25 protein-coding genes are annotated in these 23,206 nt (G+C 62.0%); 15 read left to right on the top strand and 10 right to left on the bottom strand.

The features are described from left to right. The first annotated feature begins 441 nt into the window (after positions 1-441). Together BUA36_RS10295 and BUA36_RS10290 are read left to right on the top strand one after the other, a co-directional pair. On the top strand, positions 442-969 hold the full coding sequence (locus tag BUA36_RS10295; protein ID WP_229255662.1) for a chromate transporter: 528 nt from the start codon (positions 442-444) through the stop codon (positions 967-969). Beyond that, positions 969-1,553: a chromate transporter gene (locus BUA36_RS10290; protein ID WP_072784634.1), complete on the top strand. Its 585-nt coding sequence runs from the start codon at positions 969-971 to the stop codon at positions 1,551-1,553. The genes BUA36_RS10295 and BUA36_RS10290 overlap by 1 nt, the downstream gene beginning before the upstream one ends. Here the strand turns inward: BUA36_RS10290 and BUA36_RS10285 are convergent, their stop codons facing one another. From BUA36_RS10285 to ssuE, 7 genes are all read right to left on the bottom strand, one after another. Further along, positions 1,554-3,314 carry an amidohydrolase gene (locus BUA36_RS10285; RefSeq protein WP_072784102.1) on the bottom strand — a complete coding sequence of 587 codons (1,761 nt, stop codon included), beginning with the start codon at positions 3,312-3,314 and terminating at the stop codon, positions 1,554-1,556. Between the two features lie 86 nt (positions 3,315-3,400). Further along, positions 3,401-3,967: a YceI family protein gene (locus BUA36_RS10280; protein WP_072784100.1), complete on the bottom strand. Its 567-nt coding sequence runs from the start codon at positions 3,965-3,967 to the stop codon at positions 3,401-3,403. Positions 3,968-4,175: 208 nt separating this feature from the next. Continuing rightward, positions 4,176-4,994 carry an ATP-binding cassette domain-containing protein gene (locus BUA36_RS10275; protein WP_072784098.1) on the bottom strand — a complete coding sequence of 273 codons (819 nt, stop codon included), beginning with the start codon at positions 4,992-4,994 and terminating at the stop codon, positions 4,176-4,178. A gap of 9 nt (positions 4,995-5,003) precedes the next feature. Further along, positions 5,004-5,762 (bottom strand): aliphatic sulfonate ABC transporter permease SsuC, encoded by a 759-nt coding sequence (gene ssuC, locus BUA36_RS10270; RefSeq protein ID WP_084560090.1) that lies wholly within the window; start codon positions 5,760-5,762, stop codon positions 5,004-5,006. Position 5,763: 1 nt separating this feature from the next. Continuing rightward, positions 5,764-6,909, bottom strand: coding sequence for an FMNH2-dependent alkanesulfonate monooxygenase (gene ssuD, locus BUA36_RS10265; RefSeq protein ID WP_208861881.1), 1,146 nt, complete (start codon positions 6,907-6,909; stop codon positions 5,764-5,766). A gap of 15 nt (positions 6,910-6,924) precedes the next feature. After that, on the bottom strand, positions 6,925-7,905 hold the full coding sequence (locus tag BUA36_RS10260; RefSeq protein ID WP_072784092.1) for a sulfonate ABC transporter substrate-binding protein: 981 nt from the start codon (positions 7,903-7,905) through the stop codon (positions 6,925-6,927). Between the two features lie 9 nt (positions 7,906-7,914). After that, the gene (ssuE, locus tag BUA36_RS10255) at positions 7,915-8,502 is read right to left on the bottom strand and encodes an NADPH-dependent FMN reductase (RefSeq protein WP_072784091.1); all 588 of its coding nucleotides are present in this window, start codon (positions 8,500-8,502) and stop codon (positions 7,915-7,917) included. 196 nt (positions 8,503-8,698) lie between these two features. Between ssuE and BUA36_RS10250 the strand changes: the two genes are divergently transcribed. The 5 genes from BUA36_RS10250 to BUA36_RS10230 are packed head-to-tail and all read left to right on the top strand — an operon-like array spanning position 8,699 to position 13,527. Then, positions 8,699-9,895, top strand: a complete 1,197-nt coding sequence (locus BUA36_RS10250) for an acyl-CoA dehydrogenase family protein (protein ID WP_072784090.1) — start codon at positions 8,699-8,701, stop codon at positions 9,893-9,895. Beyond that, on the top strand, positions 9,895-10,692 hold the full coding sequence (locus BUA36_RS10245) for a methionine ABC transporter ATP-binding protein (RefSeq protein WP_072784089.1): 798 nt from the start codon (positions 9,895-9,897) through the stop codon (positions 10,690-10,692). Before BUA36_RS10250 ends, BUA36_RS10245 begins: the two co-directional genes overlap by 1 nt. After that, positions 10,685-11,377, top strand: coding sequence for a methionine ABC transporter permease (locus tag BUA36_RS10240; protein WP_072784088.1), 693 nt, complete (start codon positions 10,685-10,687; stop codon positions 11,375-11,377). Before BUA36_RS10245 ends, BUA36_RS10240 begins: the two co-directional genes overlap by 8 nt. Positions 11,378-11,389: 12 nt before the next feature. Next, positions 11,390-12,202: a MetQ/NlpA family ABC transporter substrate-binding protein gene (locus BUA36_RS10235; RefSeq protein WP_072784087.1), complete on the top strand. Its 813-nt coding sequence runs from the start codon at positions 11,390-11,392 to the stop codon at positions 12,200-12,202. Further along, a complete protein-coding gene (locus tag BUA36_RS10230) occupies positions 12,202-13,527 on the top strand; it encodes an LLM class flavin-dependent oxidoreductase (RefSeq protein WP_072784086.1) in 1,326 nt (441 codons plus the stop codon). Before BUA36_RS10235 ends, BUA36_RS10230 begins: the two co-directional genes overlap by 1 nt. A gap of 19 nt (positions 13,528-13,546) precedes the next feature. Here BUA36_RS10230 and epsC read toward each other — a convergent pair whose 3' ends face one another. Continuing rightward, positions 13,547-14,470, bottom strand: a complete 924-nt coding sequence (epsC, locus tag BUA36_RS10225; RefSeq protein ID WP_072784085.1) for a serine O-acetyltransferase EpsC — start codon at positions 14,468-14,470, stop codon at positions 13,547-13,549. Between the two features lie 149 nt (positions 14,471-14,619). Here epsC and BUA36_RS10220 point away from each other — a divergent pair, with 149 nt between their 5' ends. After that, positions 14,620-15,804: a multidrug effflux MFS transporter gene (locus BUA36_RS10220; RefSeq protein ID WP_072784084.1), complete on the top strand. Its 1,185-nt coding sequence runs from the start codon at positions 14,620-14,622 to the stop codon at positions 15,802-15,804. Here BUA36_RS10220 and BUA36_RS10215 read toward each other — a convergent pair whose 3' ends face one another. Next, the gene (locus BUA36_RS10215; protein ID WP_072784083.1) at positions 15,805-16,056 is read right to left on the bottom strand and encodes a hypothetical protein; all 252 of its coding nucleotides are present in this window, start codon (positions 16,054-16,056) and stop codon (positions 15,805-15,807) included. It lies immediately after the preceding gene. 115 nt (positions 16,057-16,171) lie between these two features. On the opposite strand from BUA36_RS10215, the gene BUA36_RS10210 reads away from it, so the two are divergent. Next, the gene (locus tag BUA36_RS10210) at positions 16,172-16,624 is read left to right on the top strand and encodes an RrF2 family transcriptional regulator (protein ID WP_072784082.1); all 453 of its coding nucleotides are present in this window, start codon (positions 16,172-16,174) and stop codon (positions 16,622-16,624) included. Between the two features lie 3 nt (positions 16,625-16,627). On the opposite strand, the gene BUA36_RS10205 is transcribed toward BUA36_RS10210, so the two are convergent. Continuing rightward, positions 16,628-17,281, bottom strand: coding sequence for a GntR family transcriptional regulator (locus BUA36_RS10205; protein WP_072784081.1), 654 nt, complete (start codon positions 17,279-17,281; stop codon positions 16,628-16,630). Between the two features lie 122 nt (positions 17,282-17,403). Here BUA36_RS10205 and dctP point away from each other — a divergent pair, with 122 nt between their 5' ends. The 6 genes from dctP to BUA36_RS10175 are packed head-to-tail and all read left to right on the top strand — an operon-like array spanning position 17,404 to position 23,205. Next, the gene (gene dctP / locus BUA36_RS10200; protein ID WP_072784080.1) at positions 17,404-18,426 is read left to right on the top strand and encodes a TRAP transporter substrate-binding protein DctP; all 1,023 of its coding nucleotides are present in this window, start codon (positions 17,404-17,406) and stop codon (positions 18,424-18,426) included. After that, a complete protein-coding gene (locus tag BUA36_RS10195) occupies positions 18,423-18,980 on the top strand; it encodes a TRAP transporter small permease (RefSeq protein ID WP_072784079.1) in 558 nt (185 codons plus the stop codon). Before dctP ends, BUA36_RS10195 begins: the two co-directional genes overlap by 4 nt. Further along, positions 18,977-20,326, top strand: a complete 1,350-nt coding sequence (locus BUA36_RS10190) for a TRAP transporter large permease (protein WP_072784078.1) — start codon at positions 18,977-18,979, stop codon at positions 20,324-20,326. Before BUA36_RS10195 ends, BUA36_RS10190 begins: the two co-directional genes overlap by 4 nt. 1 nt (position 20,327) lies before the next feature. Then, positions 20,328-21,980, top strand: coding sequence for a malonate decarboxylase subunit alpha (gene mdcA, locus BUA36_RS10185; protein ID WP_072784077.1), 1,653 nt, complete (start codon positions 20,328-20,330; stop codon positions 21,978-21,980). Positions 21,981-21,991: 11 nt separating this feature from the next. Next, positions 21,992-22,303, top strand: coding sequence for a malonate decarboxylase acyl carrier protein (gene mdcC / locus BUA36_RS10180; RefSeq protein WP_072784076.1), 312 nt, complete (start codon positions 21,992-21,994; stop codon positions 22,301-22,303). After that, a complete protein-coding gene (locus BUA36_RS10175) occupies positions 22,303-23,205 on the top strand; it encodes a biotin-independent malonate decarboxylase subunit beta (protein ID WP_072784075.1) in 903 nt (300 codons plus the stop codon). The genes mdcC and BUA36_RS10175 overlap by 1 nt, the downstream gene beginning before the upstream one ends. Position 23,206: the final 1 nt, after the last annotated feature.

Below are 23,206 nucleotides of genomic sequence, written 5' to 3'. Positions count from 1 at the left end.
ATTTGTGCATAAGTAAACGCAGGCTGCCGAGATCAATGCGAGGATTTTCGACGCTGATCCGGGTGTAATAACACCCGTTCGATCACTTTCGGATTGACATTGTGCGATTTCAAGTACTCGATGGCACACACGGTATTGAAACTGTCCTGCACGGTAATGCCGCGTTCGACTACGGCACTGCATTCTTCATCGCGGCGCTGCTGGAATAACACGGTGGGAGGCGCTGATTCCAGGCTTTGGACTAGCATAACGTTCATCATGATCCTTGGTGAGAGTGAGGGCTACCGCCCGATCGGTGATGCGCTCAGGGAGTATGGACGACGATGAGCCAAAGTCAATATCAGCCTCCCATCATTCCGCAATTAAAGTCACCCCGTTCTATAATGTGGTATGACCTCCGATGCCGCCCGCCCCCGTCCAGCCTCCCTGCTGGATTTATTCATGTCATTCACCATTCTTGCACTGCAAGGTTTTGGTGGCGTGCTGGCCGTGGTCCAGCGCGAAATTGTCGAACGCAAGAAGTGGCTGACGCCGGAAGAGTTCATTGAAGACTGGGCGGTCGCGCAGATCATGCCCGGCCCCAACGTCGTCAACCTCTCGCTGATGATCGGCGACCGCTACTTCGGCCTGCGCGGCGCGCTGGCAGCGCTGGCCGGCATGCTGTGCGTGCCGCTGCTGGTAGTGCTGGTGCTGGCCGTGCTGTACGCGCAGTACGGCAACCATCCCGGCGTGGCAGGCGCCTTGCGGGGCATGGCTGCCGTGACGGCAGGCATGATCGCAGCGACCGGCCTCAAGCTGGCGACCGCCTTGCGCACGCATCCGCTGCCGCGCTGGCTGACGGGCCTGATTGCGGCGCTGTGCGTGGTGTCCGTGCTGGTGCTGCGCCTTCCCTTGGCCTACACCCTGTTCATCCTGGGCGGCGCAGCTTGCGCACTCACCTACCGCAAACTCAAGGGAACGCCGGCATGATGAACCAAGCGCCACTCCATATCGTACTGAGCTTGAGTGACTGGCTCAGTCTGTTCGGACATTACATGCTGCTGTCACTGATGTCGATTGGCGGTGCGATTTCCACCACTACCGAAATGCACCGCTACCTGGTGGTGGAACACCACTGGCTGACGCAGGAACAATTCAATAATTCGATCGCGATTGCGCAAGCGGCGCCCGGCCCCAATGTGCTGTTCGTTGCGCTGATGGGCTGGAATGTGGGCCTGAACGCCGGCAGCTATGCGGCTGCGCTGGCCGGCGTCGCCGTCACCATGCTCGGCATTCTGGCGCCCGCGACCACGCTCACCTACATGGCCGCGCGCTGGGGACACCGCAACCGCGAGCTGCTGGGCGTACGCGCTTTCAAGCAAGGCATGGCGCCGGTGGTGGTGGGCTTGATGGTGTCGGTCGGCGTGATCCTCGCCGCCAGCAACGACAAGCCAGCCACCGACTGGCCACTGTGGCTGATCGCGCTCACCGCAGGCCTGCTGCTATGGCGCACCCGCATCCACCTGCTGTGGCTGCTGGCTGCGGGCGCACTGATCGGCTGGTTGGTCGCCTGACTATTTGTTCTGGTAGCCGCCGTAATGCTTCACGGGACTCCAGTCCGGCTGCACCTCCAGTCTGGCCGGAGCGAACTGCGAGTACTCGGGGGCGGCATACACCACCTTGCCGTTTACAATCGTCAGGCTGGATTCGAGCTGTTTGATCTTCTCCACGTCCATCGTGAAATAGTCCTGCGGCAGGATGACGATGTCAGCATATTGGCCCTTGGCCAGCGTGCCTTTCAGCTTTTCCTCGCCGCTCATCCAGGCGCTGCCTTGGGTCATGAGCTTGAGCGCCTGATAGCGGCTCAGCACATCCTGGTCGCGCCAGATCTGCAGGCCGCCAGCGGTCTTGCCGGTCACGGCCCAGTAGATCGACGGCCATGGACCATAGCTTGAAACGCGCGTGCCGTCCGTGCCCAGGCCGACCGGAATCTTCATGGCCAGCATTTTCTGAATCGGCGGCATCTGGCGGCTTTGCGCACCGTACTGCTTCCAGTACAACTCGCCCTGGAAATACATGCGGTCCTGCACCGCGATGCCGCCGCCCAGCGCTTTCACGCGCGCCAACTGCTTGTCGCTGATGGTTTCCGCGTGGTCGAAGAACCAGCGCAGGCCGTTCAGCGGCGTATCCTTGTTCACCTTCTCGATCACGGCCAGATCGCGGTCGATGCTCTCGTCATAGGTGGCGTGGATGCGGAACGGCCAGCGGTTCTTGATGAGCAGACGCAGCACCGGCTCCAGCTCACTCTCCATCTGCGCCGGCATGTCCGGGCGCGGCTCCAGGAAGTTTTCGAAATCCGCGGCACTCCACACCAGGTTCTCGCCGCCGCCTTCGGTGTTGTAGCCGTTGGCGTAGAACAGATGGTCATTCTTGTCGGGATGGGTTTGCGTCAGCCAGCGCTGATAATCTTCCAGCTCCTTGCCAGGCTTTTGCGCAAACAGGTAATAGGAAGTACGCACCGTCAGCTTGCCGTTCCTGGCCAGCTCCAGGCTGACCGCGTAGTCATCCGGATACGCCTGGCCGCCGCCGCCCGCATCGATCGCGCTGGTCAGGCCAAGGCGATTCAGTTCGGTGTAGTACTGCTGCGTCGAATTGAGCTGCTGCTCGCGCGACAGCGCGCCCGTCTTCGCCAGCGTGGTGTAGAGGATCATCGCGTTCGGCTTGGCGATCAGCTTGCCGGTCGGTTTGCCGTCAGCGCCCAGCTCCACCACGCCGTCCTTGAACCTGGTGTCGGCGTTGTAGCCCAGCGTTTCAATGCCCTTCTGGTTCAGGAAGCCCAGGCCGTACAGATACAGCAGGAATACCGGCTTGTCCGGTACCGCCTCATTGATTTCTTCCAGCGTCGGCAGGCGCTTCTCTTCGAACTGGAATTCGTTCCAGCCGCCGACCACCTTCACCCAGCCGCCTTTCGGTGTACGCGCGGCCTGCTCCTTCAGCATCTGCAAGGCTTGCCTGAGCGAGGTCACGCCATCCCAGCGCATTTCAGCGTTGTAATTCAAGCCTTCGCGGATGATGTGCAGGTGCGAGTCGTTCAGGCCGGGAATCACGGTCCTGCCGGCAGCGTCGATGACTTGCGTATTGGATGATTTGCGTTTGAGGATCTGGGCATTGCTGCCCACGGCGTCGATCTTGCCGTCGGTGATGGCGAGCGCCTGGGCGTAGGCGCCCTCTTTGGTCATGGTCGCGACCTTGCCATTGGTGATAATCAGGTCGGTTGCGTGGGCGGAGAACGCGCAGGCGAGCGCCACCGCAATTGCGGGCTGCTTCAACTTCATAACTACTCCTGGAAAATAAAAACGGCGCGGTGTTCAGTGCCGCGCCGGCAGTGTCAGAGAATTGAGGCGAGCCCAGTTCCCGTGGATTAGTCTTTCAGTGCTTCGATAGCGAACGACAGGGTCACGTCATCGCCCACGTGCGGTGCGTATTTGCCGGCGTTGAATTCGGTACGCTTGATGGTGGCGGTGGCGTTGGCGCCGCAAGCCAGTTTCTTCATCATCGGGTGATCCATGCACTGGAAGTGGGTGATGGTCAGGGTGACTGGCTTGGTCACGCCTTTCAGGGTCAGGTTGCCCTCAACCGTCGATGGTACGTCGCCCTTGAAGTTCACTTTGGTGGACTTGTAGGTGATGGTTGGATATTTGGCGGTGTCCAGGAAATCTTCGCCCTGAATGTGCTGGTCGAACAGCTTGGAGCCGGTGTCTACCGATTTGGCATCGATGGTCGCTTCCACCGAGCCAGTCTTGGCCGCACGGTCCAGCGTGAATTTGGCGGTGGTGTTGTTGAAGCGGCTTTGCTGGGTCGAGTAGCCGAAGTGGCTGTAGCTGAAGCTCGAGAAGGTGTGATTGGCGTCCGACGAGAAGTTGTCAGGAGCGGCAGCAGCGGTCAGCGAGATACCAGCGGCGATCAGCAGGGCAACGATTTTTTTCATTTAGAAACTCCTAATGTGGGAACAAAAATTGTTCGTGTACGGACTATTATGCTCGCGCCATTTCAAGTTGTAAAACGAATTATTTACCGCTTTATTATCGATAAAATCGATCATATCCGCATGCCGTTATGATAACGGTGCGCTACGCAAAAGGAATCTGTCTTAAGGCGTGTGACCGGCTCTCCTTGGCGGATGAGCCGGCCAGTAATCAGGCGGCGGCCGCAATGGCCGTGTCGGCGGGAGTTTGATGGAGGATGCGGCCCAGCAGGCGCTGCTCCAGCGCGGCAAACGCCGCATTGCCGCGCGCGCGCGGACGTGGCAGGTCAACCTTGAGGTCCAGCGTGATGCGGCCGTCCTCGATCAGCACCACGCGGTCGGCCAGCGCCAGAGCCTCCTGCACATCGTGCGTGACCAGCACCGCCGTGAAGCCGCGCGCCAGCCACAGCGACTCGATCAGCTGCTGCATCTCGATGCGGGTCAGCGCATCCAGTGCGCCCAGCGGCTCATCCAGCAGCAGTAACTGCGGCTCGTGCAGCAAGGCACGCGCCAACGCCACGCGCTGGCGCTGTCCGCCGGACAGCGCCGATGGCCAATCATCGGCGCGCTCCGCCAGGCCGACCGTGGCCAGCGTGGCTGCCGCTGCGTTCAACGACCGTGGCAAACCGAGCGCCACGTTCTCCAGCACCGACTTCCACGGCAGCAGGCGCGCTTCCTGGAACATGATGCGGATGCTGGCGCCGATACTGCCCTTGCCAACGGCGATACTGCCTTCATCCGCCGTCTCCAGGCCGGCGATGGCGCGCAACAGCGTGCTCTTACCGCAACCGCTGCGGCCGACGATGGCGACAAACTCGCCCGCACGCAGCTCCAGCTGGATGTCCTTGAGCACCTTGCGGGCGCCAAACGACTTGCTGACGCTATCCAGTTCCAGCGCCACACCCTGGCGGCGCGCAGGCGGCGCCGACGTCCACGCAGCGCCTTCGCGCGGCAGTGCCCCCGTATCGAATAAAGCGGTGGATATGAACATGCGTTCTCCTTAACGGTAAGCGGGATTCCAGCGCAGGAAGTGCTTCTCCATCCCGCGCGACAGCAGATCGGCAGCCTTGCCCAGCAGGGCGTACAGCAATATCCCCACCAGCACCACGTCGGTCTGCAGGAACTCGCGGGCGTTCATGGTCATGTAGCCGATGCCCGCCTGCGCCGAAATCGTCTCGGCCACAATCAGCAGCACCCACACCAGCCCCAGTGAGAAGCGCACGCCCACCAGTATCGACGGCAGCGCGGCTGGCAGAATCACGTCACGGTACAGCGGCCAGCCAGACAGGCCATAGCTGCGCGCCATCTCGATCAGGCCCTGGTCGGCCGAGCGTATGCCGTGGAAGGTGTTCAGATACACGGGGAAGAACACGCCCACCGCCAGCAGGAACAGCTTGGCCGTTTCGTCAATGCCGAACCACAGGATCACCAGCGGTATCAAGGCCAGCGCCGGGATGTTGCGGATCATCTGCAACGTGGTATCGAGCAGTGTCTCGGCGCTGCGGAAGCTGCCGGTGAGCAGGCCAAGCAGCAGGCCCAGACCGGCGCCGATGGCAAAGCCGCTCGCCGCGCGCCACAGGCTGGTGCGCAGATGCGTCCATAGCTCGCCCGACACCGCCAGGCTCCAGGAAGCCTTGGCGACCGCCCACGGTTCCGGCAGGATGCGGCTGGACAGCCAGCCCAGTTGCGACGACAGCTGCCACACGGCGATCAGCAGCACAGGCAGCACCCACGGCGCCCATAGGCTTTGCTTCTTCATCTTATGCAGCCTTCTTTTTCGGCACGATATCGCTGGCCATGATCTCGCCGAAAGGACCGGTCAGCGACTGCTCGCCATGATCCTTGCCTTTGCCCAGCAGCGGGAACACCAGCTCCGCAAAGCGGTACGACTCTTCCAGGTGCGGATAGCCCGAGAAGATGAAGGTTTCGATACCCAGGTCCGCATACTCCCTGATACGTGCGGCCACGGTTTCGGGGTCGCCCACCAGCGCGGTCCCGGCGCCACCACGCACCAGTCCCACGCCGGCCCAGAGGTTGGGCGATACTTCGAGCTTGTCACGGCGGCCGCCGTGCAAAGCTGCCATTCGTTGCTGTCCTACCGAATCCATCCTGGAGAACGCTGCCTGCGCCTTGGCGATGGTTTCGTCATCGAGGTGGCTGATCAGCTCATCGGCCGCGCGCCAGGCTTCTTCACTGGTTTCGCGCACGATCACGTGCAGCCGGATACCGAATTTCACGGTGCGGCCATGTTTGGCAGCGCGCGCACGGATGTCGTCCAGCTTGGCCGCCACGGCGGCTGGCGGCTCGCCCCAGGTCAGGTAGACGTCCATCTGCTCCGCTGCCAGTTCATGCGCAGGTTCGGAAGAGCCGCCGAAGTACAGCGGCGGATAAGGCTTCTGCACCGGCGGGTACAGCGTTTTCGCGCCTTTGACGATAATGTGCTTGCCTTCAAAATCATAACCCTTGTCGCCGCCCTCGCCCGACAGCGAAGCGCGCCAGACGCGAATGAATTCATCCGAGATTTCGTAGCGCTTGGCGTGATCGGCAAACAGGCCATCGGCTTCCAGTTCGCCTTGGTCGCCGCCGGTCACGACGTTAATCAGCAGGCGGCCATTCGACAGCCGGTCAAAGGTCGACGCCATGCGGACTGCCAGCCCAGGCGTGGTCAGGCCCGGACGGATCGCCACCAGGAACTTGAGCTTTTGCGTCACGTGGATCAGCGACGACGCCACCACCCACGCGTCTTCGCACGAGCGGCCAGTCGGCAGCAGCACGCCGTCGTAGCCCAGCGTGTCGGCGGCCACCGCCACCTGCTTCAGATAATTCGCATCGATGGGACGCGCGCCCTTCGACGTGCCGAGGTAGCGGCTGTCGCCATGGGTCGGGATAAACCAGAACAAATTCAGAGACATCTTGATTCCTTATTGCGCCGCCAGCTGTTTGGCCGGCAGCTGTGCATCTTTGACCACGATCGGTTTCGGGATCAGTTTCAGATTCGAGAAGGCATCGGCAACCTTTTGCTGCTGCTCCAGCACCTCACTGGTGATCGGCTTCACGCAGTAGCTGTAGCGCGATGCCGCCAGCGCCACCACATCCACTTCCAGGCCGGTCTGCGCCGACAGGATCCGCGCGACCTCCTTCGGATTTTTCGCGCCCCACTCGTCTACCTTGGCGATTTCCTCCAGCACGATGCGGACGATATCGCTGTTCTTTTCCGCGTATGGACGCGAGGCCAGATAGAACTGGTGATTGGCGACCAGGCCTTGGCCATCTGCCAGTACCCGCGCATTCAGCTGCTTCTCGGCTGCGGCCAGGAACGGGTCCCAGATCGCCCACGCATCAACGCTGCCGCGTTCGAACGCGGCGCGCGCATCGGCGGGCGGCAGGTAGACGACGTCAATATCCTTGTAACCCAGGCCGGCTTTTTCCAGCGCCTTCACCAGCAGATAGTGCACATTGGAGCCTTTGTTCAGCACCACCTTTTTACCCTTCAGGTCAGCGAGGCTGCGCAGCCTGGAGTCTTTGGGGACGACGATCGCTTCGCTGCCGGGCGACGGCGGCTCATTGCCGACATAAACCAGGTTGGCGCCAGCCGCCTGGGCAAAGATAGGCGGCGCCTCGCCCACCGTGCCAAAGTCCACGCTGCCCACGTTCAACCCTTCCAGCAGTTGCGGGCCGGCGGGGAATTCCGTCCACTTGACGGTGACGTTGCGGGAAGCCAGGCGCTGTTCCAGCGTGCCGCGTCCTTTCAGCAGCGTCAGCGTGCCGTATTTCTGATAGCCGATGCGGACTACCTGTTTGGCCACGGACTGCGCCTGCGCGCCGCCGGCCGCCATCACGCCCGCCGCAAACAACAGGCCCAAGGTATGGCGGCGTGCCGCGCGTTTCTGGTCAATACTCATGCTGGCTCCTTATCGCGCCAGACGCACGGGCTGCGCCTGCGTCACAAATACATCATCCGCCTGCTGACGCAGCACGTTCAGTGCGGCGGACAAGGCGTCCACGCCATCCTGCACGCGCCAGGCAATCGCCTGGTCCAGCGTCAGGCCGCTGACGTCATTCCAGGTCAGTTGCTGCGAGGTGGCGTAAATACTGGTCAATACCTGGCGCGCTTCCAGCGACTGCAACACCGGGCGCAGCGCATAGTCCAGCGCCAGCATGTGCGACTGGCTGCCGCCGGTGGCCAGCGGCAGCACCAGCTTGTCTTTCAGGCCGTCTTGCGGCAGCAGGTCGAGGAAGGCCTTCAGGATCCCGGTGTAGGACGCCTTATAAACAGGCGTCGCCACCACGATCGCCTCTGCCTCAGCCACCGCGTCCACGGCGCGCTTGATGGCCAGATCGGTGAAATCCGCATGCAGCAGGGCTTTGGCAGGCAGGTCGCGGACTTGTAATTTGCTGCGGCGGTGGCCGAGCGCGGCCAGCTTGTCGCCAACATGATCCAGCAACCGGCCGGTGCTGGAAGGTGCGGCCGGGCTGCCGCTGAGGAGAAGAATGCTCATGGTACTGTCCCTTTGTTTTAATCGTGGCTGCCAGAATAAATCTGCACTACTGAAATCAAAACGAATTGTTTTACGCTTTGATATGCGAAAACCATTGCATGAGTTTTTCGCATATCAAAAGCCGGAATTCTTCGTGTACGGCGTTTAGGTGCGGATGCAATACTAAAAACACCGATACCAAGACGACGGACATACCATGTCTCAAGCACTATTAAAAACGTCGCACGGCAGTGCGTACAATCCGCTCAGCGTTGCCGCCGAACTGGCGCAACGACTGGCAGCGACCGCCAACACCCGCGACCAGGCCGGCGGCCACGCGGCGCAGGAACGCGAATGGATACGCGAATCCGGTCTGCTTACCCTGTCCATCCCCACCGCATTTGGCGGCCAGGGCGCGGACTGGCCGACGGTTTATCAGGTGATCCGCATACTGGCCCGTGCCGACAGCGCGCTGGCGCATGTCTTCGGCTTCCACCACTTGCAACTGGCCGGCATCCAGCTGTATGGCAGCGCCCAGCAGCAGCGCCGCCTTCTGACGCAGACCGTGGAGCAGAACCTTTTCTGGGGCAATGCACTGAATCCGCTGGACAAGCGCACCACCGCCACCGATGCGGACTACGGCTTCCAGCTCGATGGCATCAAGAGTTTTTCGTCCGGCTCCGTGGGCTCGGACTGGCTGACCATCTCGGCCTGGCATGCGGAAACCCAGTCGGCGCTGATCGGCGTGGTCCCCGCGCGCCAGCATGGCGTGTCCGTGCAGGCGGACTGGGATGCCTTCGGCCAGAAGCAGACCGACAGCGGCAATGTGCATTTCAACCAGGTGTCGCTGCCGTCCACGCAGGTGCTGCAAGCGCCAGGCGTGCAGGCCACGCCGCAAGCTACCTTGCGTTCGCAGGTGGCGCAGCTGATTATGGCCAATCTCTACCTGGGCATAGGCGAAGGCGCCTTTGAAGCGGCGCGCGAGTACCTGGCGAAAGAAGCGCGGCCCTGGTTTGCCTCGGGTGTCGCCTCCGCCGGCGCCGATCCGCTGGTGCAGCACCGCTTTGGCCAGCTGTGGCTCAAGCTGCGGCCAGCGTCGGTGCTGGCCGACCAGGCGGCGCAGGAACTGGAGCGCGTATTTCGTCTCGGCTCGGCCGTCACCGCGCAACAGCGTGGCGAGCTGGCGATCTCCGTGGCCGAGGCCAAGGTGCTGTCGCACCGCGCCGGCGTGGAAGTCAGCAGCGAGATCTTCGAGCTGACGGGCGCCCGTTCCACCTCCATCAAATTTGGCTTTGACCGTTTCTGGCGCAATGCGCGCGTGCACACGCTGCACGATCCGGTCGACTATAAAATCCGCGACCTAGGACGCTATGCGCTCGACGGTACGCTGCCTGAACCTACTGCGTATTCCTGATGACTACCCCCCTGATTCGCATCGAACATGCGAGCAAATCCTTTGGTGACTTCCACGCGGTGCGCGATGTATCGCTGGAGGTCGGCCAGGGCGACATTTTTGGCCTGATCGGCAAGAGCGGCGCGGGCAAGTCCACGCTGCTACGTTTAATTAATCTGCTGGAGCGTCCGGATGCGGGCGCGGTTACGGTCGATGGCCGTGAACTGACTTCGCTCTCCAAGCGCGACCTGCGTGACGCGCGCTCCAACATCGGCATGATCTTCCAGCAGTTTAACCTGCTGCAAAACGCCAGCGTGTTTGAGAACGTGGCGTTCCCGCTGCGTATCCACGGCGGCCAGACCAAGCAGCAGATCGCTGCGCGCGTGGCGGATTGCCTGGAACTGGTGGGCCTGAGCGACAAGATAGAAAGCTATCCGGCGCAGCTGTCCGGCGGACAAAAGCAGCGCGTCGCCATCGCCCGCGCACTGGCCAGCAAGCCTGCGGTGCTACTGTGCGATGAGCCGACTTCCGCACTTGATGCAGAAACCACGCGCGCGCTGCTCGCCACGCTCAAGGACATCAACCATCGCCTGGATGTGACCATCGTCATCGTCAGCCATGAGCTGGACGTCATCAGTGAAATCTGCAATCGCGTGGCAGTGATTGAAAACGGCGCCATCGCCGAACAGTTTGCGCTGGACGACGCCGCCACCCTCGCAGCGCCGCGCCTGACCGCCCTGGGCCGCGAGCTGGCCGCCGCCAGCGCCGCCAACACACTGGCCGTGATCGCGCCACAGCCGGAGACCATCCATGTCTGAACTCATTTCCTCGCTGGCCGTGTCGGCCAATGCCATCGCCGCCATGCTGCCTGAAATGTGGGAAGCACTGGGCCAGACCCTGCTCATGCTGGGCATCGGCCTGTCCGCCGCGCTGCTGATCGGCGGACCGCTGGGCATCCTGCTGTTCCTGGTCGCGGACGGCCAGTCCCTGCAGAACCGCCCTGCCGCCCTGGTACTGGGCTGGCTGGTGAACACCGTACGTTCGTTCCCGTTCATTATCCTGCTGGTCGCGCTGGTGCCATTCACACGCGTCATCGCCGGCACGTCCATCGGTCCGCTGGCTGCCGCTGTGCCGCTGTCCTTTGCGGCCGTGCCGTACTTCGCCCGGCTGGTCGAACAGAATCTGCGCGAAGTGCCGCGCGGCGTCATCGAAGCCGCGCACGCCATGGGCGCATCGGAAATGCAAATCATCCTGCGCGTACTGCTGGTGGAGGCCCGCTCCGGCCTGGTGCTGGCGCTGACCGTGTTGTCGATCAGCTTCCTGTCCTATTCCGCCGTTGCCGGCGTGGTGGGCGGCGGCGGCATCGGCGACCTCGCGATCCGCTACGGCTACTACCGCTTCGAAACCGACATCATGGTCGCTACCGTGGCCATCCTGATCCTGATGGTGCAGGTTATCCAGTTCGCTGGCAACCGCATCGCCAAACGCATAGACAAACGCTAAACAAGGAAATACATGAATACTCGCCGCACCCTGCTGGTGGCCGCACTGGCCGCCGCCGTCAGCTTCTCCGCCCACGCCAAAGATCCCAAGGAACTGGTGATTGGCACCAGCTCCGGCCCGTATGCGGACCAGCTCAAGCTGGGCATCAAACCTATCCTTGAGAAGCAAGGCTACAAGGTGAAACTGGTGGAGTTCAACGACTACATCCAGCCCAACTTCGCGCTGGCGGAAGGTTCGCTGGACGCCAACGTCTTTCAGCACATCATCTACCTCAACAAATTCTCGACCGATCACAAGCTGGCACTGTCGGAACTAATCAAGATACCGACCGCGCCTATCGCCATCTACAGCAAAAAGCACAAGTCGCTCAACGAGGTAAAAGACGGCACCACCATCGCCCTGCCTAACGATCCAACCAATCAGGCGCGCGCGCTGGTGCTGCTGGACCAACAGGGCTGGATCAAGCTGCGCGAGAAGACCGATCCGCTCAAGGCATCGGAACGGGACATCGCTGCCTACAACAAGAAAATCAAGCTGCTGCCGCTGGAAGCCGCGCAGCTGCCACGCTCCCTGCAGGATGTCGATTTCGCTTTCATCAACGGTAACTATGCGGTGGCATCGGGCCTGAAACTCAAAGACTCGCTGCTGAGGGAGAAAATTTCGCCAGCCTACGCCAACCTGGTGGCCATCCGTACGGCGGACAAGGACAAGCAGTTTGCCAAGGATATCGCCGCCGCCTACCGCTCGCGTGAATTCCTGGAATTGACCAACAAATACTTCACCGACTACGCCAAGACCGACTACCAGCTCGCGCTGGAAAAGTAATGCCTAAACTCATACGCTTCAACGCTTTTCAGATGAACACCGTGAGTCACCAGTCCCCGGGACTGTGGACTCACCCGCGCGACAACAGCCACCGCTACACAGATCCCGACCATTGGACCGAACTGGCGCAGTTGCTGGAGCGCGGCCGGTTTGACGCCATCTTCCTGGCGGACGTACTGGGCGTCTACGACGTCTACCAGGGCAATGCCGATGCCGCCCTGCGCCACGCGGTGCAAGCGCCATTGAACGATCCACTGGCGCTGGTGCCGCTGATGTCGCAGGTCACCAGGCACCTCGGCTTCGGCGTCACCTGCGCGCTGCCGTATGAACATCCTTATACCTTCGCCCGCCGCATGTCGACGCTGGACCACCTGACGCGCGGCCGCATCGGCTGGAATATCGTGACCGGTTATCTGGACAGCGCAGCGCGTAATCTCGGCATGAACCAGCAACTGAGCCACGATGAGCGCTACGACCTGGCCGACGAGTATATGGAAGTCGTGTACAAGCTGTGGGAGCAAAGCTGGGACGATGACGCGGTAGTCAACGACAAGGAACGTGGCGTCTACACCGATCCATCACGCGTCCATCCGATCAATCACGAAGGCAGGTTCTACAAAGTGCCGGGTTTCCACCTGAGCGAGCCATCGCCACAACGCACACCTCTGCTGTACCAGGCCGGCACCTCGCCGCGCGGCACCGCATTCGCGGCCAGACATGCCGAATGCACTTTCGTGAGCGGCCCAAGCAAAAAGGTGGTGAAGAAGTATGCCGATGACCTGCGTGCCGCCGTGCGCGCGGCCGGACGCGATGGCGGCGATCTGAAAATTTACGCCCAAGCCCTCATCATTACCGCGCCCACCGAAGCAGAGGCACGCGCCAAGCACGAGGAATACAAGCGCCATATCGATATCGAGGCCGCACTGGCCTTGCTATCCGGCTGGACCGGTGTCGATTTCAGCAGGTTCCCGCTGGACGCCACCATCGAATACATCGACTCAGACGCCGGCCGCTCCGCGCTGGCCTCCTTCAGCCAGGCCGACCCGGACCGCAAGTGGACCGTGCGCGAAGCGGCCGAATTCATTGGCCTCGGTGGCCGCGGCCCGGTGCTGGTCGGCGACCCGCGCCAGGTCGCCGACCAGCTTGAATCCTGGCTTGACGACACCGGCATCGACGGCTTTAACCTGGCCTTTGCCGTCGCCCATGAAAGCATGCGCGATGTGGTGGACCTCGTCGTGCCGGAGCTCCAGCAGCGCGGCCGCTACCAGCGCGACTACAGCCCTGGCACCCTGCGCCATCAGCTATTCGGCCGCAATCGCCGTTAGAACAGAAAGGCGCGCACACTCAGTCGTTGCGCATCTGCGCTTGCGAGACGTTGCTGGCTGGCGGCACACTTTGCGTCAGCCACACGTTACCGCCAATGGTGGAGCCGGCGCCGATGGTGATGCGGCCCAGGATTGTCGCGCCGGCGTAGATCACCACGTCGTCTTCAACGATAGGATGGCGCGGCACGCCCTTGATCAGTACACCCTGTTCGTCAGCCGGGAAGCGCTTGGCGCCCAGCGTCACATGCTGGTACAGGCGTACGCGCTGGCCGATGATCGCGGTTTCGCCGATCACCACGCCGGTGCCATGGTCGATGAAGAAGCTGGCGCCGATCTGCGCCGCCGGGTGGATGTCGATGCCGGTCGACGAATGTGCGATGTCCGATATCAGACGTGCCAGGAACGGCGAACCCAGTTGGTGCAGGCTATGGGCCAGGCGGTAGTACAGGATGGCGATGGTGCCCGGATAGCACAGCATGATTTCCGCCACCGAGGTCGCCGCCGGGTCACCGGAAAACGCCGCCAGCACGTCAGACACCAGCAAGGCCCGTACCTCGGGCAGGCTGGCCGCAAAACGGCGCGTGATGTCGTGCGCCTGGCGCGTCATCGCCTCCTCATCGGGGATCGCCTCCTCCGCCGAAAACTGCAGGCCGCGCCGTACCTGCTCCGCCAGCCGGTTCAAGGTCGTATTGAGGGTATCGCCAACGAAGAAGTCGATGCTTTCGTCGGTCAGGTTGGGACGGCCGTAATGGGTGGGGAACAGCGCCGCCTGCAAGCCGTTGACGATGGTGGTCAGCGCCTCGCGCGACGGCAGCTCACGCACACGGCCATGGTGGCGGATGTTGTGGGTAGCTTCGCGCGATACGCGCAATTGTTCGATCACGCTGGCCAGGTTCCAGTGCGATGGTTTGACGGACGCCGCGTCAAAAGTATCTATAGTCATAATGTCTCGAATTCGGAAAACGTGGACGTAGTCGCCCACTGTACAGCTTAACCATTGCGCCCGCCTACACGAACGAAGGTTTTCAGCGTTTCTTATGCGGCATCCGCATATCGCGTAAAATGCCGGGTCCAACGAACAATACGCTATTCATGAATATTCTGCTGACGCTGATGCTGGCCGGCCTTTCCATGGTCGGTCCATTGGCCATCGATACCTATCTGCCGTCCTTCCCGGCCATCGCTCAGGCATTTAACGCCAGCCCGCTGCTGATTCAGCAGACGCTGTCGATGTTCCTGTTCTGCTTTGCGTTCATGATGCTGTTTTACGGTACGCTGTCCGACTCGTTCGGCCGCCGTCCCGTGATTATCATTTCGCTGGTCCTGTATATCGCCGCCTCGATCGTGGCGGCGATGGCGCCATCCATCGGTGTGCTGCTGGCCTGCCGCATCGTACAAGGCCTGGCTGCAGGCGCAGGTTCGGTGGTGGGCCGCGCCATCGTGCAGGACCGCTTTTCCGGCGCCGCCGCGCAAAAGATCCTGTCGCATATCATGATGGTATTCGGCCTGGCGCCCGCCATTGCGCCGGTGCTGGGCGGCTGGCTGCAAGTGAGCTTTGGCTGGCGCTCGGTGTTCTGGTTCCTGAGCGCGTTCGGCATCCTGATGCTGCTGGCCGTGTACCGCGCGCTGCCGGAAAGCCTGGCGGTCAAGGACCGCCATCCCTTCCACCTGGGCGTGATCGCCAAAAATTACTGGAAGGTGCTGTGCCATCACCACTTCCTGCTGCTGGCGGTTGCTGTCGGCATGTGCTTTGCGGGCGTGGCGCTGTACATCGGCTCCGCCGCTTACTTCGTCATGAATATCCTGCACCTGCCGGAGACGGCATTCGCCTGGATGTTCGTGCCGCTGATTAGCGGCATGGTGATCGGCTCCGCGCTGTCCGGCAAGTTCGCACACAGGTTCTCGCGCACGGCACAGGTGTGGCTGGGCTTTGCGGTGATGATTACCGCAGGCGTCATCAACGTCGCCTACAACAGCTTCTTTGTGGCGGAAGTGCCGTGGGCGGTGATGCCGCTGTTTATCTATTCGTTCGGCCTGGCGCTGGCCATGACGCCGCTGTCGCTGATCGCACTGGAATACTTCCCGAATAACAGCGGCCTGGCGGCGTCGATGCAGTCCTTCATCCAGATGCTGCTGTTCGCACTGGTGTCCGGCCTGGTGGCGCCGCTGCTGTTCGACAGTGCGCTCAACCTGGCCTGGGGCGTGCTCGCCAGCCTGGTCCTCAGCGTTATCGCCTGGATGCTGGCGCAGACCGGCAAGCCGGTCGTCCACGAATAATCAGGGCCAGGGCGCGGGATTCAGATCGACATACTGCGCCCCGCCCTGTTCCGGCTCCCGGTCCACCGGCTGCCCGGCCGGCGCCTGCGACGGACTGCGCAGTCCCAGTATCTCCTTGCGTGACTCGACAAAATCCGCGCTCGACAGGGGATGTTCCTGATCCGGCCAGTTCTCTACCGCCCACGCCTGCAATTGCTCGAAACGCTGCCACAATTCGCTGATGAAGCGGCGGCGTGCATCTTCATTATCCATAAGGCCTCCTTCGATATTGCGCCAGTCTGGCGGAAAGCCGGAAATGCTTCGGTACGCAAGTTCACGCTCAAGCATGTAAAATAAAAGATTAACCCGCCAAAGCCTGAACCACCGAATGCGCCTGACCTCATTTACCGATTATTCATTGCGCACGCTGCTCTATCTGGCAGCCAATCGGGACCGACTGGTAACCATCCAGGACATCGCCGATCTGCACGTGATTTCAAAGAATCACCTGATGAAGGTGGTTTATCAACTTGGCCTCTCCGGCCTGGTGGAGACGGTACGCGGCCGCAATGGCGGACTGCGGCTGGCCAAGGAACCCAGGGACATCAATATCGGTGCGCTGGTTCGGTCCACCGAGACGGACTTTTTCATGGCCGAGTGTTTCGACCGCGCCAGCGATACCTGCCCGCTTACGCCCAACTGCAAGTTGAAACACACGCTGAATGACGCCACCAAGGCCTTCCTGACGGTGCTGGACCAGCAGACGCTGGAAGACATGCTGCCGTCGAAAGAGCCACAGTCCAAGCCGGTGCGCCTGATGCGCGGCGCGGCCAAGGCCTGAGCCTTACGCGGCCAGCTGCGGCAGGGACGCCATCAAGTCCGAGAAGCGCTGGCCCTGTATCATGACATGCTCGCGCAGCAGCTGCGCGGCCAGCTCGCCATCACCATCCAGGATGGCTTTCACCACCCCATCGTGCTCGCTGTAGGAATTGGTCAGGCGATTGCGCACCCGCAGTTGCAGGCGGCGGTAAGGACGCAGGCGGCGATATAGCGCGCGCGTCTGCTCGATCAAAAACTGGTTATGGCTGCCGGCGTAGATCGCCTCGTGGAATACCTCGTTCTTGTAGTAGTAGGCATCCGGCTCCTGCGCTTCCAGCGCCTGCTGGCAGGCCTGGTGCGCGGCCAACAGGGCCTGCTGCTCGGCCGGCGTCATGCGGCGCGCGGCCAGGCGGCCGCAGGTCGCTTCCAGTTCCGACATCACTTCAAACATCTCCACCAGCTGCTGCGGTCCCAGCTCGGCCACAATGGCGCCGCGCCGTGGACGGATCACCACCAGCCCCATCGAGGACAGCTGTATCAGCGTCTCCCGGATCGGCGTGCGCGACACACCGAAACGCGTGGCGAGTTCGGTTTCGTCCAGATGCTGCCCTGGCTTGAGCTCGCCGACAGCGATCATCTCTTCGATTTGTTCACGCAAGGTGGCGGAGTGAGTAGTCATGGTCACATTATATCGCTTGACAATGTATTCGCAACCGCTATTCTTGTATACACGAAAAAGAGGATTGCATATCAAGTGCGATATCGATAATATTTCTGGACATCAACTCCTTGGAGGAAAGTATGACTGCTATCACCCGCAGGTCCGCTCTGGCAAGCATCGCCGCTCTGGCCACCAGCCCGTTGTTGTTGCAACCAGCCTGGGCGCAAACCGCGCTCAAGATTTCCCACCAATTCCCCGGCGGCACCCTCACCGAGGGCGATTTCCGCGACCGCCTGACCCGCATGTTTGCCGCCGAAGTGGAGAAGCGCTCCAAGGGCGCGCTCAAGTTCGCGGTCTATCCCGGCTCCTCGCTGATGAAGACCAATGCCCAGTTCTCCGCCATGCGCAAGGGCGCGCTGGATCTGTCGCTGGTGCCGCTATCGTACGCGGGCGGCGAAGTCCCGGAAGTGAACATCGGCCTGATGCCTGGCCTGGTGACATCGTATGACCAGGCCTACGGCTGGAAGAATGCGGAAGTGGGCAAGGAGCTCGCGCGCATCCTGTACGACAAGGGCATTGTGATGGTCAGCTGGATCTGGCAGGGCGGCGGCATGGCCTCGCGCGGCAAGCCGGTGGTGGACCCGGACGATGCCAAGGGCATGAAAATCCGTGGCGGTTCGCGCGAGATGGACCTGATGCTGAAAGCCGCCGGCGCCGCCGTAGTCACGCTGCCATCCAACGAAATCTACGCCGCCATGCAGACCGGCGCGATGGAAGCCGCGCTGACCTCCTCCACTTCGCTGATCTCGTTCCGGCTTGAGGAAGTATCGAAAGCGCTGACCACGGCGCGCGCCGGTTCCTACTGGTTCATGCTGGAGCCGCTCATGATGTCGCGTTCCATCTTCGACCGTCTGCCCAAGGACCAGCAGCAGATGATCCTGGCGGTCGGCGCCGAACTGGAAGCCTTCGCGCTCAAATCGTCCAAGGAAGACGACCAGCAAGTCGCCAACGTCTACCAGAAGACTGGTTCCAAGGTGGTGGATATGAACCCGGCCGCACTGAAAAAATGGCAGGCCATCGCCAAGGCCACCGCATGGAAAGACTACAGCGAGAAAAATCCAAGCTGCGCCAACCTGCTGAAGCTGGCGGAGAAAACCCTGTGAGCCACGGCGTCGAACTCACGCCATCGCGCGGTCCGGCGCCGCCGGACAACGCCGTCATCGCCTTGTTGACGGCGTGGCTGGACAAGCTCAATCGCGCGCTCATGGTGCTGTCCATGATCGCCCTGGTGCTGACGGCGCTGGTGCTGACTTACTCAGTCGTGTCGCGCTACTTCTTCAAGGCGCCGACCGACTGGCAGGACGAGGCATCGGTATTCATGCTGGTCGGCGTGACCTTTTTCTGCACCGCCTACGTCCAGTACCATCGCGGCCATATCGGCATTGAAGCGATTGCGGGCTTGCTGCCGCGCCGCGTGAACGCGATCCGCCTGTTCGTGGTCGACCTGGCCTCGACGCTGTTCTGCGCCTTCTTTACCTGGAAGTCGTGGATGCTGTTCCATGAAGCGTGGGTCGATGGCCAGACCACCTCCTCTACTTTTGCACCGCCGCTGTGGATACCCTACTCCATGATGGCCGCCGGCATGACGCTGCTGACCTTGCAGCTGCTGTTGCAAACGCTGGCCCGCATCACCAATAAACCGGAGCATGCAGCATGAGTGAACTGACCTTGGGCGCGCTGTACGGCGCCGTCACGCTGGTGGTGATGTTTTCCGGGATGCCGATTGCCTTCGCGCTAGGCATCGTGGCCACCGGCTTTATGTACTTCTTCATGCCGGCATCGTCGCTGGATACGGTTACCCAGAACGTTTACGAAGAGATGGCGTCGATCACGCTGCTGTCGATTCCGCTGTTTATTCTGAAGGGCGCCGCCATCGGCAAATCGCCGGCCGGCCGCGACCTGTATTCGGCGATCCACACCTGGATGCACAAGATCCCCGGTGGACTGGGCATCGCCAACGTATTTGCGTGCGCGCTGTTTGCCGCCATGGCCGGCTCCTCGCCTGCTACCTGCTCGGCCATCGGCTCGGCCGGCATCCCGGAAATGCGCAAGCGCGGCTACTCGCCAGGCTTCGCCGCAGGCATCATCGCGGCGGGCGGCACGCTGGGCATCCTGCTGCCGCCATCGATCACCATGATCCTGTACGCGGTCGCTGCGGAACAATCGCTGGGCCGCCTGTTCCTGGCCGGGATCGGCCCCGGCATCCTGCTGGTGGTGCTGTTTGCCGGTTACGCCGTGTACCGCGCCCGCAAGGAATACCGCATGGCGCTGGACATCTACCAGAAAGGCGGCGAGAAATCGGCCTATCTGGAAGACGAACACTTCACGCTGAAAGAAAAAGTGGAGATGCTGCCACGCGTGCTGCCGTTCATCGTGCTGCTGATCGGCGTGATGGTCGCACTGTACGGCGGCTTCGCTACCCCATCGGAAACGGCGGGACTGGGTGCGCTGCTGGCCATGGCGCTGCTGGCCGTGATCTACGGCGTGTGGAAGCCGAAGGACTTGTCGCCCATCCTTGGTTCCTCGATCAAGGAATCGACCATGCTATTACTGATCATCGGCATGTCGCTGCTGTACTCCTACGTGATGAGCTACCTGCACATCAGCCAGTCGGCCGCGGCGTGGGTAGTCAGCCTGCACCTGTCCAAATGGGTGCTGCTGGCGGTGATACTATGCATGGTGATCGTGTTCGGCTTCTTCCTGCCGCCGGTTTCCATCATCCTGATGACAGCACCGATCATCCTGCCGCCGCTGCGCGAAGCAGGCTTTGACCTGATCTGGTTCGGCATCGTGATGACGGTGGTGATGGAGATGGGGTTGATCCATCCACCGGTCGGCCTGAATATTTTCGTCATCAAGAACATTGCGCCGGACATTCCGCTCAAGGATGTGATCTGGGGCGTGTTCCCGTTCCTGTTGCTGATGGTGGTCGCGGTGCTGCTGCTGTGCTTCTTCCCCTCGATTGCAACCGGCCTGCCTGACATGATTATGGGAGCAAAATAAAATGTCCTGGAACACCTTGCAGCAAAATCGCGAGGCGCGATTGCAGCGCGCCCGCGCGGCGCTCGGCAGCGAACTGGATGGCAAAAGCCTGCCAGCAGCGCGCATCGCCGATCTGCTGCATGCGGTTATCGAATGCGGCGACCGCGTTTGCCTTGAAGGCAATAACCAGAAGCAGGCCGATTTCCTCGGCCATGCGCTGGCCCACCTGAATCCGGAACGTGTCAACAACCTGCACATGCTGCAGTCGGTGCTGGCGCTGCCGGAGCATCTGGATGTCTTCGAGCGCGGGGTCGCCGCACGGCTGGATTTCTCGTTCTCCGGTCCGCAGGCGGCGCGCGTGGCGCGGCTGGCATCGGCCGGCAAGCTGAATATCGGCGCCATCCATACCTATCTGGAGCTGTTCAGCCGCTACTTCATCGACCTGCCGCCGCGCGTGTGCCTGATCGCGGCGGAAGCGGCTGACCGTCACGGCAATCTGTACACCGGCCCGAACACCGAGGACACGCCTGCCATCGTGGAGGCCACGGCGTTCAAGCAAGGCATCGTCATCGTCCAGGTGAACAAGCTGGTGGACAAGGTGCCGCGCGTGGACGTGCCAGGCGACTGGGTGGACTTTGTGGTGCAGTCGCCGCGTCCCTATTACATCGAGCCGTTGTTCACGCGCGATCCGGCGCAGATTTCCGAGATCCAGGTGCTGATGGCGATGATGGCAATTAAAGGCATCTATGCAGAATACGAAGTGCAGCGCCTGAACCACGGCATCGGCTTCGATACGGCGGCCATCGAGCTGCTGCTGCCGACCTATGCGGAGTCGCTCGGCCTGCGCGGCAAGATCGGCAAGCACTGGGCGCTGAATCCTCATCCGGCACTGATACCCGCCATTGAAGCAGGCTTTGTCAGCTCGGTGCATTCCTTTGGCTCCGAACTGGGCATGGAAGACTACATCCACGCGCGGCCAGACGTTTTCGCCATCGGTCCGGACGGCACCATGCGCAGCAACCGCGCCATGTGTCAGGCCGCCGGTCACTATGCCTGCGACATGTTCATCGGCTCGACCTTGCAGATCGACTTGCAGGGTAACTCCTCCACCGCGACGGCTGGCCGCATCTCCGGCTTCGGCGGCGCCTCCAACATGGGCGCCGATGCGCGCGGCCGCCGTCACGCCAGCCCGGCATGGCTGAAAGCCGGCCAGCAGGCGCGCGAAGGCCGCAACACCATCCCGCGCGGCCAGAAGCTGGTGGTACAGATGGTCGAGACCTTCCGTGAGCATATGCAGCCGGCCTTCGTTGACAAGCTGGATGCATGGACGCTCATGGAACAGGCCAAAATGGCCATCCCGCCGGTGATGATTTACGGCGATGACGTCACCCACATCCTGACCGAGGAAGGCATCGCCAACCTGCTGCTGTGCCGCACCGACGAGGAGCGCGAGCAGGCGATACGCGGCGTGGCGGGCTACACGCCGGTCGGACTGGGCCGCGACCAGCGCATGGCGGAAAACCTGCGCGACCGTGGCATCATCACCCGCGCCGAAGACCTGGGCATCGACAAGCGCATGGCCACGCGCGACCTGCTGGCTGCCCGCAACATGAAAGACCTGGTGCGCGCATCGGGCGGTTTGTACAATCCGCCCAAGCGTTTCCGCAACTGGTAAGGAGCACAAAGATGGAAACCCTGAACTATCGATTTGAACAAGGCAGCCGTCGCCTCACCGCGCCCCCCGAAGTGGTGGGCGTGGTCGGCTCGGGCAATCTGGAAGTGCTGATCGAGCCAGCTGACTTGAACGGCGCCTGCACCATTGAGATCAGCACGGCCGCTGTCGGCTTTGGGCCGATCTGGGAAGCCGTGATGCGCGATTTCCACCAGCGCTGGCTGCTGGCCGATACCCGCATCTCGATCAACGACATGGGCGCCACGCCGGCCGTGGTCAGCCTGCGCATGGACCAGGCGGTGCAAACCATGCTGGGAGATGCATGATGAGCCGACCTGTCAGTTATCAGGAAGCGACTGCACGCGAGCGTTTGCAGCATTTGTTCGACGCCGGCAGCTTTGAAGAGTTCATTCCGCCGTCCGCCCGCATCACCAGCCCGCACCTGGCACAGTTGAATGCGCCGGTGGCATTTGACGATGGCGTGGCCATCGGCCGTGCGCTGCTGGGCGGCGTGCCGGTGTACGTCGCAGCACAGGAAGGCGCTTTCATGGGCGGCGCCGTCGGCGAGGTGCATGGCGCCAAACTGGTCGGCCTGCTGCGCAAGGCGGTTGCCGACAAGGTGGCGGCGGTGGTGCTGCTGGTGGAATCAGGCGGCGTGCGCCTGCACGAAGCCAACGCCGGCCTGATCGCCGTGTCGGAAGTCATGCGCGCGCTGCTTGATGCGCGCGACGCCGGCATTCCCGTGATCGCACTGGTGGGCGGCGCCAATGGCGCGTTTGGCGGCATGGGCATCGTCACGCGCTGCGCCAATATGATCGTCATGTCGGAAGAAGGACGTCTGGCCATGTCCGGCCCGGAAGTGATTGAAACGGCCAGCGGCGTGGAGGAATTCGATTCGCGCGACCGCGCGCTCGTGTGGCGCACCTCCGGCGGCAAGCACCGCTATCTGCTGGGCGATTGCCAGCGCATCGTCGCCGACGACATGGCGGCCTTCCGCGCTGCCGTGCAGGAAGCGGTCGCCACACTGGACGGCACGCCAACCGGGTTGACGCTGGCGGCGCTGGAAGCAGAACAGCAGATGCTGGAAGCACGCCTGAACAACTATGGCGCCCTGCCCGATCCGGTGGATATCTGGAGCGCAATGCAGATGCCCGATGCGTCCAACATTCCCATGCTGGACGTCGACAGTTTTATCGCGGCGGCGGCAACCCACCGCCAGGGAGTCTGAG

Source organism: Duganella sacchari (genome assembly GCF_900143065.1).
Taxonomy (GTDB): Bacteria; Pseudomonadota; Gammaproteobacteria; order Burkholderiales; family Burkholderiaceae_D; genus Rugamonas; species Rugamonas sacchari.
The sequence above is the reverse complement of the archived record's forward strand: the minus strand, read 5'-3'. Positions and strand labels throughout refer to the sequence as shown.